At 55.7% G+C, this 16,151-nt stretch carries 10 protein-coding genes; 9 read left to right on the forward strand and 1 reads right to left on the reverse strand.

The window, feature by feature from the left end:
• Positions 1-11 precede the first annotated feature (11 nt).
• The 5 genes from ABID47_RS25860 (at position 12) to ABID47_RS25880 (ending at position 7,954) form a co-directional block, all read left to right on the forward strand.
• Complete coding sequence (locus tag ABID47_RS25860; RefSeq protein ID WP_354501069.1) at positions 12-713, forward strand: SDR family oxidoreductase; 702 nt, start codon at positions 12-14, stop codon at positions 711-713.
• Between the two features lie 53 nt (positions 714-766).
• Positions 767-1,438, forward strand: coding sequence for a ThuA domain-containing protein (locus tag ABID47_RS25865; protein WP_354501071.1), 672 nt, complete (start codon positions 767-769; stop codon positions 1,436-1,438).
• Positions 1,439-2,328: 890 nt separating this feature from the next.
• Positions 2,329-4,395 (forward strand): alpha-galactosidase, encoded by a 2,067-nt coding sequence (locus ABID47_RS25870; protein WP_354501073.1) that lies wholly within the window; start codon positions 2,329-2,331, stop codon positions 4,393-4,395.
• 31 nt (positions 4,396-4,426) lie between these two features.
• On the forward strand, positions 4,427-7,030 hold the full coding sequence (locus ABID47_RS25875) for a carbohydrate-binding protein (RefSeq protein WP_354501075.1): 2,604 nt from the start codon (positions 4,427-4,429) through the stop codon (positions 7,028-7,030).
• A gap of 96 nt (positions 7,031-7,126) precedes the next feature.
• Positions 7,127-7,954 (forward strand): aldo/keto reductase, encoded by an 828-nt coding sequence (locus tag ABID47_RS25880; RefSeq protein ID WP_354501077.1) that lies wholly within the window; start codon positions 7,127-7,129, stop codon positions 7,952-7,954.
• An 86-nt stretch (positions 7,955-8,040) separates the two neighbouring features.
• Here ABID47_RS25880 and ABID47_RS25885 read toward each other — a convergent pair whose 3' ends face one another.
• On the reverse strand, positions 8,041-8,907 hold the full coding sequence (locus ABID47_RS25885; RefSeq protein ID WP_354501079.1) for a helix-turn-helix domain-containing protein: 867 nt from the start codon (positions 8,905-8,907) through the stop codon (positions 8,041-8,043).
• Positions 8,908-9,106: 199 nt separating this feature from the next.
• On the opposite strand from ABID47_RS25885, the gene ABID47_RS25890 reads away from it, so the two are divergent.
• The 4 genes from ABID47_RS25890 (at position 9,107) to ABID47_RS25905 (ending at position 16,145) form a co-directional block, all read left to right on the forward strand.
• Positions 9,107-11,446 (forward strand): glycoside hydrolase family 95 protein, encoded by a 2,340-nt coding sequence (locus ABID47_RS25890; protein WP_354501081.1) that lies wholly within the window; start codon positions 9,107-9,109, stop codon positions 11,444-11,446.
• Between the two features lie 274 nt (positions 11,447-11,720).
• Complete coding sequence (locus ABID47_RS25895) at positions 11,721-14,012, forward strand: helix-turn-helix domain-containing protein (RefSeq protein WP_354501083.1); 2,292 nt, start codon at positions 11,721-11,723, stop codon at positions 14,010-14,012.
• A 267-nt stretch (positions 14,013-14,279) separates the two neighbouring features.
• Positions 14,280-15,221, forward strand: coding sequence for an ABC transporter permease (locus ABID47_RS25900; RefSeq protein WP_354501085.1), 942 nt, complete (start codon positions 14,280-14,282; stop codon positions 15,219-15,221).
• 15 nt (positions 15,222-15,236) lie between these two features.
• Positions 15,237-16,145, forward strand: a complete 909-nt coding sequence (locus tag ABID47_RS25905; protein WP_076175564.1) for a carbohydrate ABC transporter permease — start codon at positions 15,237-15,239, stop codon at positions 16,143-16,145.
• The last annotated feature ends 6 nt before the right edge of the window (positions 16,146-16,151 follow it).

Raw genomic sequence — 16,151 nt, forward strand, 5'->3', positions numbered from 1 at the left:
GTGCTGAAGCTATGAATATTTTGATTACGGGATCGGCCCGGGGGCTTGGCTTTGAAACGGTCAAAGCAGCGCTTGCGCTTGGGCATACCGTGTTTGCAGGCGTGCGGGATATGGAGCGGCATACCGAGCCGCTTCGTGCATTGCGTGCAGCTCATCCGGACCAGCTCACGCTGATCGCAATGGATGTCACTGACGAAGTGAGCGTGAAAAACGCAAAGTCAGCCGTGCTGGAGCATACGGATGTGCTCGATGCCCTGATTAACAACGCAGGTGTACTGATCGGCCGCGAGCATAAGCTGGAGGAGCTGGATTTTGCCGATATGGAACAGTCTATGCTGGCGAACCTGTACGGACCGATGAAGGCCGTGAAGCATTTCCTTCCGTTGCTGCGCAGGAGCGCCCAGCCGTGCATCATCAACATCAGCTCGGAGGCCGGATGCTTTGCCGGGGCCTACGGCGGGGATTATCCTTACGCGATATCCAAAAGCGGGCTGAACTACTTCACCGCCCAGCTCCGCAAGGAACTGACCCCTCAGAACTTTGCGGTTTATGCCGTACATCCCGGCTGGATCCGGACTCCGATGGGCGGTGACCAAGCGCCGGGTGACCCGGCGGATACCGCGCAGGGCTTGCTGCGCATTGTGGAACGAACCGTCATCCCCGATCCGAATGCCTGGATGGTGAACCATCGCGGGGAAGCGATGCCCTTTTAATGATTGCGATCTTGGACCACCGTATTGCACTCGATCGATAAGGAGGATGCTACATGAAAACGATTTGGGCGGTCGTCGGCGACTTTTATCATGAAGCCGAGCCGGCGAAAAAGTCACTTGAACAAGTTTTGGAGCCCTTCCTGGCGAATGGACAAACGGGGCTGCTGTACAAGGAAGTTTCCGATCTCGCCGCTGGGCAGCTTGGGCAGAAGCCGGACCTCGTTATTTTATTTGCGGAGAACCGCCTGGAGCCGCAAAGCGACCCGGAAGCAGCCTGGATGACCGAGGACATCAGCCGACAGATCGAAGCTTACGTAAGTGACGGCGGTGCCTGGCTAGCATGGCATTCCGGGCTGGCGTCGTATCCCGAGGACGGCGCGTATGTGAACATGCTGCGAGGGTATTTTTTGTCACACCCGAAGGAGCACAGTGAGGTGACCTATACACCGGTCAGCGGATCAGCCTTGGGCGAGCTGGACGGTACGTTCCGGTTCAAGGACGAACACTACTTTGTCGCCTGCTCCGAGCAGGAGACTGAGGTTTTCCTGCGGTCTTCTTCGCGGGACGGCGAATCCATTGCCGGCTGGCTGCATCCTTACGGCGAGGGACGGGTAGCCTGCCTGACGCCGGCACATCTGCCTGAGGGATTGCTGGACGAAGGGTTCATACGGCTGATGCAGCGGGTGATTGCATGGAGCCTGGAGCTCGAGCCGGTGGATGCGTAGGTAAGGAAGTCGCTTATAAGGAGATGCCGGTTCTGGAAAAGCGTTTCAGGAGAAGGCTCGGTGCTTGCATGGATCGAAGGTTTAAAGGGATTGTCATTCTGCCGGAGCCGGGGTGTGGTATTGCAAAAGCGCAGGATGTAAGACGTAAGTTTGGCTTGTATTGTCAGGGATTAAGGCCGGAAGAGGCATGGATGAGATGCTAAGATGCTTGGAATGGGGTTGCTCTTGGCACGAGGGATCGGGCAGAGATAATGAGGCCAAGCAAGATGGATAAGCAGATGGAATGAATTTAGAAAAGGCAGACGGATGCGTCTGCCTTTTTTGTTTGACAATCGATTGGTATGGCGAGGTTTGCGAGCGATGAAATCCGCTATAGGAGCAATGATTATCAGATCCAGAGGTTTCGAGCATTTCTTGATGTTTAGCCCCGCACCGGATGCCCTCCCAGCACAACGCAGCGGAGAGGACGAAACAATTCCGAAGAAGCGGAGCGGTCGCCTTTGTCCCCGAATTTTACCCTTCTATAGATTCCGCGAAAATTCGGGGGCAACAGCGATCGGAGGAATGTTTCGTACACGGAGCGTCCTTCGAAGCGCCAACGCCTATCGAAGCACCAGCGTCTATCGAGCGCCGTGGCCCATCTCACACCAGGCGTGGCTTCATCGAGCCTCAAGCACTCACCGCCGGCCATCCCCATGCCGCATTTTAACAGCCCGCCCATCATCCAGAAGCGTTAATTCCCGCTATCAATCGGTAGATCGCTCTATAGCAAGCCGATAAAGCGCTTTCTATAATGAAGTCATACGGCTGGGACGGAAGCGGATGCCAAGCATTCCTGACTTCCACCCGTGCAGCCAGAGACTTGAAGAGACAGGAGGAAAATGAGGCGAATGATCACCAACAGCCAAACGGACGCGGTCCAGGTCCGGCAAACCGGCTCGCTGGTCCACGTATCCACGGATCGGATGACACTGGAGATCGACCTGGAACAGGGCCATTACAGCGCCGCCGGCGGTACGCTGTGGGACTGGAAAGAAATCCGCAGCGCCATCCGGTGGAACGGGCGTGAATATCATACGGGCAGCTACGAACGCCACAGCATGAGTGGGGATCCGGAGAGCATCGAGGATGCCTTCGGAACCGGCGTTCACTTAACGCTGATGCATGAATCGGACATGCTCCCGACACTGGAGCAGCATTTCTGGATTTACGAGGGTGCGCCATTTTACCTGACGCAGCTGGTGGCTGTTCATAAGACGCGCATCCGGCTGAATCGGATGACGGTGCTGCGGTGCGGTCAGCTGTCCTTTGGGCCGGCCGTGGACATGGACAAGGAAGACGAGCTTACGGTGCTCCGCGTTCCATACGACAACGACAAGTGGGTCCGCTATGAGACACAGACGGCGCCGCTGCGCACCGAGAGCTACGAGGTTACGGCCTTGTTCCGGCCGCACAGCCGGCAAGGGATCGTTGCCGGTTCACTAAGTCATGACGTCTGGAAAACCGGCATCAAAATCCAGGGCGAACAGCCGGGAACACTGGATGAGCTGGAGCTGTACGTTGGCGCTGCCGGGGAAATGACCCGGGATTTTCAGCCGCACGGTTACGTCCATGGGACGCGCGTGGCTTCGCCGGTCGTATTCGTCGGCGGGTACGACGATTACCGCCGCGGCCTGGAGGCTTACGGGCGGGCTAATGCTACCCTGTCGCCTGCGCTTCTGTGGGAAGGCGGGGTTCCCGTGGGCTGGAACAGCTGGTCTGCCGCAATGAGTACGCTGGATTACGATCTGTACACATCAACGAGCGATTTTTTGAAGCGTGAAGTCCAGGCGGATGGTTTTCAAAATAACGACACGCTGTACATCAACTTCGACGCTTTCTGGGACCGCCTGACGGATGAAGAGATGGAGGATGCGCTGAACCGGGTGCGGCACAACGGCCATAAGCCGGGGACGTACTGGACACCGTTTGCCTTCTGGGGAAGTCCGTCCCAATTCGACAAGCCCGTGGAGGGAACGGATGGCGAGTTCACGTACAGCGACATTTTGCTGCGGGACGCCGCCGGCGAAATCCTGCCGGACATTGCCGGCGGCCTCGCGATCGATCCGACCCATCCGGGGGCGCTGAAGCGAATCGATTGGTTTACGGACAAAATCATCCGGGAGGGCTTTGAGTACATCAAGCTCGATTTTATGGCGCACGGTGCGCTGGAGGGACAGCATTACCGCCCTGAAATCACCACAGGCATTGCTGCTTATCATTACGGGCTGTCTTATTTGGCGAAAAAGCTGTCTCCGGAAGCCGCCGGAAAGCCGATCTTCATCAACCTGTCGATCGCGCCGCTGTTCCCGTATGCCTTTGCGCACAGCCGGAGAATTTCCTGCGACGTGTTCGGCATGATCGGGGATACGGAGTATTTGCTCAATTCACTTACTTATGGCTGGTGGATGAACGATACGCTGTACCGGTTCAACGACCCCGATCACTCGGTGCTGTACAAGAGCTTTAACCAGGAGGCCACCACCCGCCATGAGGGGCGGACCCGGCTGACGGCATCCGTGATCGCGGGGACGGTGCTGCTGCTCGGAGACGATTTCAGGCAGGAAGAAGCAGCCTCCCGCGCCAAGGCTTGGCTGCGGAACGGCAGCATCATGGAGCTAGCACGGAAGGGCACAGCGTTCGTACCGGTGGAAAGCGCCCAGGGTGGCCGTGCAGCGGACGCTTTTATGCTGGCTGATCCGGACGAGGAGGGGACGGTCTACTTGGCTGTGTTCAACTTCGACGGCAAACAGGCGGCGAACAAGACAGTCGCTCTGAACCGCCTAGGACTCGAACCGCTCGCAACTTACCGTGTAACCGACCTGTGGGAAGGGACCGAGAGCGAGGCCAGCGGGGAAGTCCGCATAAGCCTTGAACCGGCGGAGTCCACCATTTTAATGTTATGCATCCAACCCTAATTCAAATTTCAAGGAGGATTGAGGATTGCCAATGAGTACACGAACCCGGTTTATCCCGAAAATATTGCTGATGATTTGGGCGGGGCTGCTGGCCTTGTCCTGGCCCGGGGCTTCCTGGGCCGCATCTTCTGAAACGGCTGCCGGAACGGGAGCCGATGCAGCAGCTGTTTCGTACGAGGCGGAAGCTGGCGCCAACACGTTTACGGGCAATGCGGGTCCGGCGGACTGCGGAACCTGCTCGGGCGGCAAAAAAGCCGGCAACCTGTACGGCGGCTCCACCCTGCAGTTTAATGGCGTCACCGCGGATCAGGCCGGCGTCTATACGATGACGGTGCACTACATTTCCGGCGACCCCCGCGCCGCCGTCATTTCGGTCAACGGGGCGGAAGGGGAAAATTTCAACTTTCCCAAAACGGCGGACTGGAATACGGTCGGCACCTACGATATCCAGATCGACTTGAAGCAGGGCAGCAATACGATCCTCTTCGACGACGGCGGCGGATACTCGCCGGATATCGACCTGATCGAGCTGCGGCTGGCATCGGCCGGCGACGGCGTGCCGGACCATGACGGCAGCATTGGCGAACTGGGCAAACAGCTCCAAGTCACGAAGTACGGCCCCATTACGCTGACTGAGTATCAGCGCGGATTCAGTGTAGCCAATCCGTCGTATGAACTGCTGTACAACACTTCAACAGGCCTGTCCCAGTACAACTGGAACCATAAGCCGGTGATCAAAGGTGCCTATAGCGAAATCCAGCTCGATAAAACGGTGGCGAGCAAGGATTACGGCAAGCATACGTTTATAGCCAAGGACGGTGTGACTCCCTTCCGTGACGCCACGGGCGAAGGCATCAAGGTTACGGTCCGCAGCGTGCAAAAAGGACTGCCGGATCTGAGCCAGGTCTTTTACATTTATAACAATGGACCGTACGTGTTGACGGAAGTGACGGCTTCCCAAGCCGCCGGGCTGACGACCAACCAAATGGCGCCGCTGGCCGTCGAGGCTCGGGGAGGCGTCGATATCGGCAGCTACGGCGACAACCGGGTGCTCGTGACGCCTTTTGATAACGACAGCTGGTCCCGGTACCAGGCGAAAAGTATCAATACCCGGTTAAATACGGATAACTATGTCAGTTCCGAACTAACAGCCATTTATGACAATACAAGCCGAAAAGGTCTGGTGGTCGGTTCCGTTACGCATGACACATGGAAAACGGGAATCCACTGGAGCGGCATCGACAATAAGCTGAACGAGCTGCGCGTGTACGGGGGCTTTACTTCACAGGCTTCCACGCATGACAGCCTGCCGCACGGAAGCGTGTCCGGAAAGAGCGTGACTTCGCCGAAGGTGTTCATCGGATTGTACGACGACTACCGCAAAGGTATGGAGGGTTACGGCCAGGTGAACGCCGCGATTGCGCCGCCGCTTGCTTTTGGGCAGAACATCCCTGAAGGCGTACCGGTCGGCTGGAATAGCTGGGGCGCTTATGCCGATCATCTCAGCTACGACAACGCGGCAGCCGTCTCCAACTATGTGAAGGAGCATCTGCAGAACAACTCTTTCGAGAACGACGGGAACGTGTACATTAACCTCGATTCGTATTGGGACAACATGACCGACCAGCAGCTGACCGATCTCGTGAAGCTGATTCACGGCAACGGCCAGAAGGCGGGCATCTACTACTCCCCGTTCGTTTATTGGGGGGACAACATGGACCAGGCGGTCGAAGGGACGGACGGCAAATACAAGTACGGGGATATCGTGCTGAGGGATGCATCCGGCAACGTTCTGCCGAAGCTGGACGGTGCTTATGCCGTGGACCCGACCCATCCGGCCGTGAAAGCCCGGATCGACTACTATATGAACCGTTTCAAAAAAGAAGGTTTTGAGTATATTAAGGTAGACTTCCTGTCCCATGGCTCTTTGGAAGGCCGGCATTACGATTCGAAAGTGCAAACCGGCATTCAGGCGTACAATCAGGGAATGGCTTACCTCGATCAGGCCATCGGCGGCACGATGTTCATCAGCGAATCGATTGCTCCGCTGTTCCCGAGCCAATATGCGCACAGCCGCCGCATTTCCTGCGACGTGGACGGCAGCCTGGGCAGCACGGAATACCAGCTGAACAATTTGACTTACGGCTGGTGGCAGAACGGGACGATTTATCATTACAGCGACCCGGACTATATGACGCTGGTGAAGGGCGGCTCGTATGAAGGAGCGCAGACCCGTGTTAATGCAGCGGCTATTTCGGGTACGGTCTACCTGAACTCTGACGATGTGAACGACCCCACGGCCCGCCAGTACATGGAGAGCCTGCTCACCAACCCGGAAGTGAACGCGCTGGCGGTGAAGGGCAAAGCCTTTAAGCCGGTGGAAGGAAATACGGGAACGAAAGCGGCGGACCTGTTTGTGCTTGAAGACCAAGGCACGTATTACTTGGCCGTATTCAATTACACGCAAAATCCGGAGCAGCATCAGATCGACCTGAAGCGTGCCGGCATTCCTGTCCAAGATGGGGCTTCCGTTCAAGTGACCGACTTGTGGACCAGGGAAAAGGTAACGGCAGGTGCAACGCTGGACGTTACGCTGAAAAGCGCCGAATCCAAGCTGTACCAAATTAGTCCTTGAATTTGACTTTACCCATTGGCTGGTTTATCTTGGGACAGGATGGGTGGTTTTCGGTCATCCACGACATTTACCTGATTCGAAGGAGGCGTCTTACTCATGAACAATCTGCAGTCCACCACAACCTTGTCCAGCGGATATGCCATGCCATGGCTCGGGCTGGGCGTCTACAAGGCACAGGAAGGCAATGAGGTCGTTGGCGCTGTGAAAGCGGCTATTACGCACGGCTACCGCAGCATTGACACGGCTGCGCTGTACGGTAACGAAGAAGGGGTCGGCAAGGCGGTCCGGGAATCCGGCGTTCCGCGTGAGGAGCTGTTCATTACCACCAAAGTTTGGAATTCGGATCAAGGTTATGACTCTACCCTGAAGGCGTTTGAACAAAGTATAAGCAAGCTGGGTCTGGACTATGTGGATCTGTACTTGATTCACTGGCCGGTCAAAGGCAAATACAAGGATACATGGCGTGCGCTGGAAAAGCTGCAAAAGGACGGCAGGGTCCGTACGATCGGCGTATCCAACTTCCACGTTCATCATTTGGAGGATCTGATGCAGGATGCCGAGGTAAAGCCGGCCGTCAATCAGGTGGAGCTGCATCCACTGCTCTCCCAAACGGAACTGCGCAGCTACTGCAAATCGCAGGGCATTCAGATCGAAGCCTGGTCGCCGCTGGCTGCGGGCCAGCTGCTGGACAATGAAGTGCTGGCAGGCATCGGCGCCAAATACGGTAAATCCACCGCGCAGGTCATCATCCGCTGGGATCTTCAGCACGAGATTGTGACGATTCCGAAATCGGTCAAGGAGCACCGGATCATCGAAAATGCCGATGTGTTCGACTTCGAATTGACGGCGGACGAAATGCAGCAGATCGACGGGTTGAACCGGAATCAACGGACCGGCGGGGACCCGGATAATTTTAATTTCTAAGCAGCATCTATCAGAGCAAGTATGACCAACCCAATCGCGTATTCCGGCTGACCAGCGGATGCGCGATTTTTTATTGTTCCCTGGATTCATATCCGGTGCAGCGGATTCAGCCGGTACTGGCTGGGAGTCGTGCCGTGAAAGCTGCTGAAGTGCCGGGAAAACGGGTGGATGGACGGGTACCCCAGCTTTTCCGCAATCGCCGTAATGCTCAGGTCGGTTTCGACCAGCATATGGGCCGCCCGCTTCATCACGAGCTGATGATGGTAGGCCTTCGGGGTCATCCCCGTTTCGCGCAGAAACAGTTCATGGAAATAAGTGCGTTTCAGACCGCAGAACCGGGACCAGGCTTCAACCGACTGTCCATGCTCCGGACGGCTGTTCAAATACTCCAGCAGGCGGACGATGCGGTAATCGCTCGGATGCTGCACGTTCACGGCGTTGTGCCAGGACAGCATCCAGCCGTACAGAAAGCTGTTCACCGTTTCGCTGCGGTAATACTTGGATTCGCTGTACATCCTGGCAATCATGGCGATTCCATCATACAAATGGGGATGGGCGCGCAGGGAGAAGACGCTCGGAAGCCGGTCCAGTTCATCGCAGGGCAGTTCGATAGACAATCGGTCAAAAATGAAAGGCTCGGGCGCATGGATAAAAGACCGGCTCGGAGAGAGCGGGTTGGCGTTATCCCATAAATCGAAATACAGATTATACGAAGGCAGCGGATGGGAGGGGCGGATGTGAAAAGCATGCGGCTGGCCCGGGCGCAAAAAAATGAGCGTTCCGCGCTCGATCGGATATTTGACTCCGTCGACCTCCATTTCCCCAGGGCCTTCATTAAACAAGTGGAGGGCATACACGCTGCCTGCGCGCAGATGCTCGTTGCTGCTGCCGTCGTACAGATAACTCATGGAGTCGCCTACGAATGGAGTTATCTCGGATAAGCTTTTGTTCATATCATGTCTCCCCCGCATTTAGAAGGTGTATGCTTGCTGACTCAAATCGATAGATTGGCGGATGAATTGATAAATCAATGGATGCGTTAACAAAGACGGATTATACATCAAAATGATACGATAAAATCAACGGTTCCGGAATAGTATTCAGTAAGAAAAGCGGATGAATTCGCAAATAAATTGTGGTGGAGGATATCGGATGAATGACTTGAAGCTTTGGTACGAGGGCCCTGCGGCAGGCTGGGCACAGGGACTGCCGCTCGGGAACGGCAGAATAGGCGGCGTGATTATATCGGCTCCGCACAAGGAAGTTTGGAGTCTGACCGAGGTCACTTATTGGTCGGGACAAGCGGAGCCCTGCCACGGCCGCTCCAATACGAAGCAGGATCTGGAGCGGATGCGTGAGCGCTTTTTTGCGGGCGATTATGCCGCTGGCGACAAGCTGGCGAAGGAGCATTTGCAGCCGCCCAAGCGCAACTTCGGCACGAATTTGAGCCTGTGCGACATCATTCTGGAGTGGCCTGCGGCAGCCTCGGAAGGGGGAGCGGAAATGCGCCGGGAGCTGGATTTGCAGCAGGCCGAGGCGCGCTCCGCCGGTACAATGAACGGATACCGGTTCGAAAGGGAGACGTTCATTTCCCATGCGGACGATCTGATGGTGTCCCGGCTGTGGAGCGAGGACCCGGCGGGGCTATCGTTCACCCTCCGGCTCGAGGGCCGCACGGAGGAATTCGGCAGTGAAGCCCGGGAGCCGGACATGCTGGCCTTCGCCGGCAAAGCGGTGGAAACCGTGCACAGTGACGGAACATGCGGGGTGTCCTGCAGCGGAGCGGTACGTGTCCAGGCCCGCGGCGGCAGCATGCTGGCTTCGTCCGGAATGATCCGGGTGGAGCAGGCGGAGGAAGTGTGGGTGTACACCGCCGTGCACACGGATTACCGCCAGCAGGACGATGCATGGAGGGATGCGGGCTTCCGCCAGCTGGAGCAGGCGCTTGGCAAAGGCTATGATCGGCTCAAGGCGGACCATGCCGCCGATTACCGGCCGCTGCTGGAGCGGGTGCGGCTGGATCTCGGCACGTCAGCGGCGGCCGGCCTGCCGACCGATGAGCGGATGCGCCGATTCCGGGCGGGCCAGACGGATGATCCGGCACTGTTCGCGATCTTCTTCCAGTACGGCCGCTATCTGATGATCGCCGGATCGCGCCAAGACTCGCCGCTACCGCTGCACCTGCAGGGCATCTGGAATGACGGTGAAGCGTGCCGGATGGGCTGGAGCTGCGACTATCATCTGGACATTAACACGCAGATGAACTATTTTCCGGCGGAAATTGCCCATCTTGGCGATTCCCACGAGCCGCTGATGCGCTACGTCCGGGAGCTCGCCCAGGCCGGCCGGTCGGCCGCGCGGCAGTATTACGACGCAGAGGGCTGGGTGGCCCACGTGTTCTCCAACGTCTGGGGCTTCTGTTCGCCCGGATGGGAGACGTCGTGGGGGCTGAACGTGACGGGCGGCCTTTGGCTCGCGACCCATATGATGGAGCACTATGAATACGGCTTGGACGACATGTTCCTGGCTGAAGAGGCGTACCCGGTGCTCAAAGCAGCCGCGGCCTTTTTCCTGGACTACATGACCGTGCATCCGGAATTCGGCTGGCTGGTGACCGGGCCTTCCAACTCGCCGGAGAACAGCTTCTATCCCGGGTCTCCGGAGGAAGGAGCGCAGCAGCTCTCCATGGGTCCGACGATGGACCAGGTATTGGTGCGGGATCTCTTCACTTTCTGTCTGAATGCAGCCCGAAAACTGGACGTGGACGCCGAGCTGCAGCGGAAGTGGGAGCACGCCATCTCACTGCTGCCTCCATTGCAGGTCGGCCGGCGCGGCCAGCTGCAGGAATGGCTGAAGGACTACGGCGAAGCGCAGCCGGAGCACCGCCATTTGGCCCATCTGTTTGCCCTGTATCCCGGCAGCCAGATCACGCCGCATCATACGCCGGCACTGGCTGAGGCGTCGCGGGTAACGCTGCAAAACCGCATGGAGCGCATCGACCTTGAGGATGTGGAATTTACCGCCGCCTTATTCGGCCTCTTCTTCGCCAGGCTGCATGACGCCAGCCAGGCCGAGCATCATATCGCCCATTTGATCGGCGAGCTGTGCCTGGACAACATGCTGACCTATTCCAAGTCGGGGATCGCCGGGGCCGAGACGAACATCTTCGTGATCGACGGCAACTTCGGCGGGACGGCTGCGATCACGGAGATGCTGCTGCAGAGCCATGCGGGGGAAATTCATCTGCTGCCGGCGCTGCCGGACAGCTGGCCGGACGGGGAAGTTCGGGGGCTTCGGGCCAAAGGAAACATGGAAGTGGACTTGGCATGGAAACATGGCAAGCTTGTCCAGGCCCGGATACAGGCCTTGTCGGGCGGAACCGTTCAGGTATACTGCGGGGATCGGAGCGTGGCGCTGAATTTAACCGCCGGCGAGGTGCATACGCTGGACGGAGCGCTCGCCGCGAATACGGCTGCCGGACGAACAAGCTGAGCCGCGCCGAGCTTCGGTGAACTTTAGGCATAAAGGCAACTGCAGCCGTTCGGGCTGCGGTTGCCTTTTTTATATCAACAAATCATGATTTACGGCCTCCTCAGACTGGTAATGCTGCATTCTAACCGCAAAACAGGGAAAAATGTACCTTTTGGCTGGAGTGTACCTATACAAATTTGCGATCAAGGCTTTATTATGGAATGTACGCTGCATGAGCAGGCCATGCATCTTTCAACCCACAAAATGATAGCGCTATCAAAACAAGGGGGATATCATGCTGAAACGTTCCAGCGTTTTTCGAAATTTTCTGATTTCTTATATCGTCATTCTTCTGATCCCCTGTGTGGGCGGTTACATTTCTTACCTCACCTCGATATCCGTTACACAGTCAATCTCGATCGATAACAGCTTGATTCAGCTGGAAAAGAGCCAGGAGCTGCTGGAGCACCGGATGGCGGAGGTGGAAGGCATGACCCGGCAAATCGCCATCAGCCAGGAAGTGAATATGCTGATGAACGACCGCCATCAAGTGCAGGATGTGTACGGTTTGTGGAAGGCGATGCGGAACGTGCTGACCTTTGGGCAAACCAACGATTTTCTTCAAAACTATTTCATTTATTTGGCCAATTATGATTTGATCCTGACTTCAGGCTCCACTTTTCGGCCGGAGCATTATTATGAATATTTTCATTATGACGATATGTCGTTTGACGAATGGAAGACCCAAGTGCTGCTAAAGACCCACCGCAGCGAAATCAAGCCGTTGACTGCCTATACGGAGAGGGGAATGGGTACTTCCGTCATTACATTTATGCAGTCCCTGCCGCTCGACAGCTTCAACGATTCCTCGCCGGCGAGCGTGGTGGTCATGATCGACGAAAAAACCATAACCGGTTTGCTGTCAGGTCTGACCAAAGGATTTGGCGGATGGGTGCACATCTATGACAGTCAAGGAAATACGCTTGCGCTCCAAGGGAGCGTTCCGTCGTATGTGGACAAATTGAAGGATGACCCGGCTTTTGATGCCAATAAAACGAGCCAATTTTATAAGGATGACCTGGTCATCACAACCCGTTCGGACAAGAATGGATGGGTGTACCAGGCCGGCATTCCCCGGACCACCCTCATGGAGAACGCCAACAAGATCAAGCGCGCAACCTTTATCCTTACCGGAGGGACGATGCTGATCGGCCTGCTGGTCGGGCTGCTGCTGGCGCGTCGTCACAGCGTTCCGATCCAAAGCATGATCGGCATTATCAAAGAACAGTTCGGCCGGGACGAGCTGGAGAAAAGGAATGCGTATGATTTTCTTAGCGGCAATATTGCCAATATGATCAAGACAAACAAACAGCTCGAAGGCGAGCTGACCCTTCAGCTTCCGCTGGTCCGCGACGCTTTCATTAAGCGCCTCATTGCAGGCGAATTCGAATCGCACGATGTCATCGTGGCGGCGGCCAAACAGGCCAACATTTCACTCGAAAAGGAGAGCGGTTATGCAGGCATTCTCTGCATTAACGGATACTCGGGTATGGACAGCGTGGAAATTTTGAATGAGCTCAGCGCCACACGCCTCCTTGTGAAACAAGCGCTGCTGGAAATCGCGGGTCCGCTGCCGGTATCTGACCTTGGATCCGATAAGCTTGTCGTCTTGTTTTTCTCGCACGAGAACCGGGAACCCGGGCAGGACGAGGAGGAGCGGATAACCGCGCTGATGGAAGAGCTGATCCAGCATCTGTTCCAGGAATACAAGGTTTCCATCCAGGCTGGTTTCGGCGAGGGCTTTGAGACGCTGATGGATGTGAGCCAATCGTTCGAGCAGGCCAAGCAGGCGCTGGAATATGCCGTGTTTGTGAACTCCAAGGGTATGCTGTGGAATCATGAAGCCCGCATCGAAAACACGACGTATTATTACCCGCTCGACGCGGAGCAGCGCCTCGCAAGTACGATCCGGGCCGGGGAAGAGGAGGAGGCCGGGAAAATCATCGACGGCATTTTCGAGCAAAATATCGCAAGGCGCGAATTGTCTGTCGAGATGAAGCATCAGCTCGTCGGCGAGATCAAAGGAACTTTCCTCAAGCTGCTCGATCAGAAGGTTTTCCAGGAGACGAACATGGTTGAAACCGTGAAGCGGAGGGTCATCGACATCGGCCCGGCCGAGCCGCTGGATTCCGTTCAGGCGGAAATCAAGAGCATTACCGCCACGCTGTGCGGCTATATCGCTAACAAGAAAAAAGACTCCCACGCCAAACTGGTTCAGCGGATGTACCAGTACACGGAGGAAATGTACGCCAATCCCGATCTGACCCTGTACCGGGTGGCCGAATATGTGGAACGTCCGGAAAAATACATTTCTCAGTTATTTAAAGAAGTAACCGGGGTCAATTACTCGGACCATCTGATCAAGGTGCGCATGGAGAAAGCTGCTGAACTGCTCAAAGAAAGCAATCATACGGTCGACGATATCGCCGCCCGGGTGGGGTACAACAGCTCCCATTCGTTCCGCCGGGCGTTCAAGCGATTGATCGGCGTCACGCCGAGTGTATACAGGCAAACGCTCGACGAATAGCACTAACGATTGAAAAGCCGCTGGATCCGTTTGAGGACGATGCGGCTTTTGTACGTGCGGAAGCTAAAGCGGAAATATGTACAGCGCTTAGAGCGATGGACCCCCGAAAAAGGGGAAATTGGATGCAAAACGACCGAAGTGTACCTGTTCAAGCGCCCGTTTGATCCACTATGCTCAAGCAAGAAAGAAAACGCTGTCATTTCATCACGCATCCACGCTGATGGCATAGGGGGGATTATTATTCTGAACAAGCAAGCCGCAATTCCAATGAAGCGCAAAAGCAGTACGCGCAAGGTCAGTTACTGGCAGACTGCCGGTAAAAGCATGAAGAAGCATTGGCAGCTCTATCTGCTCGTGATTCCTCCGCTGTTATTTTTCCTTATTTTCAAATACTACCCGATGCTTAACGCAGTCCTTGCATTCAAGGATTATAACGTCATTAAGGGGATTTGGGGCAGTCCATGGGTAGGCTTCAAGCATTTTGAGCTGTTCTTTAAAAATCCGCTGTTTTGGACGTTGCTCAAAAACACGCTGCTGCTGAGCGGTTATTTGATCCTTGCCGGATTTCCGATTCCGATTATTCTGGCGCTGATGATTAACGAATTGCGTGGGAAGAGATTCAAGAAGTTCGTACAGATGGTCACCTTTGCCCCTTATTTTATTTCCACGGTGGTCATGGTGTCGATCGTCATGCTGTTCCTGTCCCCAAGGCTGGGCTTCGCCAACGTCGTCCTGAATTATTTCGGGCTTGAATCGGTGAATTTTCTGGGCGACCCGGGCATGTTCCGCTCCATCTATGTCTGGTCCGACATTTGGCAGACGGCCGGCTACAGTGCGGTCATCTATTTGGCGGCCCTGGCGGGCATCGATCCGACCTTGTACGAAGCAGCCAAGGTGGACGGGGCTTCGCGGTTCCAGAAAATCTGGCACGTCGATTTGCCGGGCATCGTTCCGACCATCGTCATCATTCTGATTTTGAATGTCGGCAACGTCATGGCGATCGGCTTTGAAAAAGTATATCTTCTGCAAAACCCGCTGAATCAGGTGAATTCGGAAATTATCGCAACCTATGTATACCGGATCGGATTGCTGAATGCAAACTACAGCTTTGCCACGGCCGTCGGCCTGTTCAATTCCGTCATCAACCTCATCCTGCTGCTGACCGTAAATGGATTGGCGAAGAGGCTGACGAACAACAGCATTTGGTAAGGAAGGAGCAAAGGTATGACCATTCAACTCGCAGGAAGAAAAGCAATCAAGGAGTCGAAGGGCGACCGCCTGTTTTTAGGCATCGTCTACACCATTTTGATTTTGGTCGTCCTGGCGGTTCTGTATCCGCTCGTCTACATCTTAAGCAGCTCCATCAGCAGTCCGGCGGCGGTCACCTCTGGAAAGGTATGGCTGTGGCCGGTCGACATTTCGTTTGAGGGCTTCCGCGTGCTGTTCAGCAGGCAGGAAATTATGACGGGCTATTTAAACTCAATTATTTATACGGCGGCAGGCACCCTGATCAGCGTCACGCTGACGGTCATGATTGCTTACCCGTTGTCCCGGAGGTCCCTCTTCGGGCGGAACGTATTCATGATGATCATCACGTTTACGATGATTTTCAGCGGCGGGTTGATCCCCACGTATATGGTCGTTAAAGAGCTGCACTTGATCGACACAAGGTGGGCGCTGCTGATTCCCAATGCCATCTGGGTATGGCAGGTGATTATCGCCCGCTCCTTCTTTCAATCGTCGATTCCGGGAGAACTGCTGGAAGCCAGCGAAATCGACGGCTGCAGCGATATCCGGTTTATCCGAAGCGTTGTGCTGCCGCTGTCCAAGCCGATCATTGCCGTTCTGGTGCTGATGTACGCCGTCGGGCAGTGGAATGCCTACTTCGATGCGTTGATCTATCTCAGAAGCGCAGACCTGTTCCCGCTGCAGTTAGTCCTTCGGAGCATCATTATCCAAAACAACAGCTCGGGAGGAACAATGGACGCCATGGCGATGGTGCAGAAACAGCAGCTAGCCGAATTGTTAAAATATGCGCTGATCGTGGTGGCGACCCTTCCGGTGCTTGTCATTTACCCGTTCGTGCAGCGCTATTTCGTGCAGGGGATGCTGGTCGGATCGGTCAAAGGATAACGTGCT

The organism is Paenibacillus favisporus, from assembly GCF_040545415.1.
Taxonomy (GTDB): Bacteria; Bacillota; Bacilli; order Paenibacillales; family Paenibacillaceae; genus Paenibacillus_AQ; species Paenibacillus_AQ favisporus.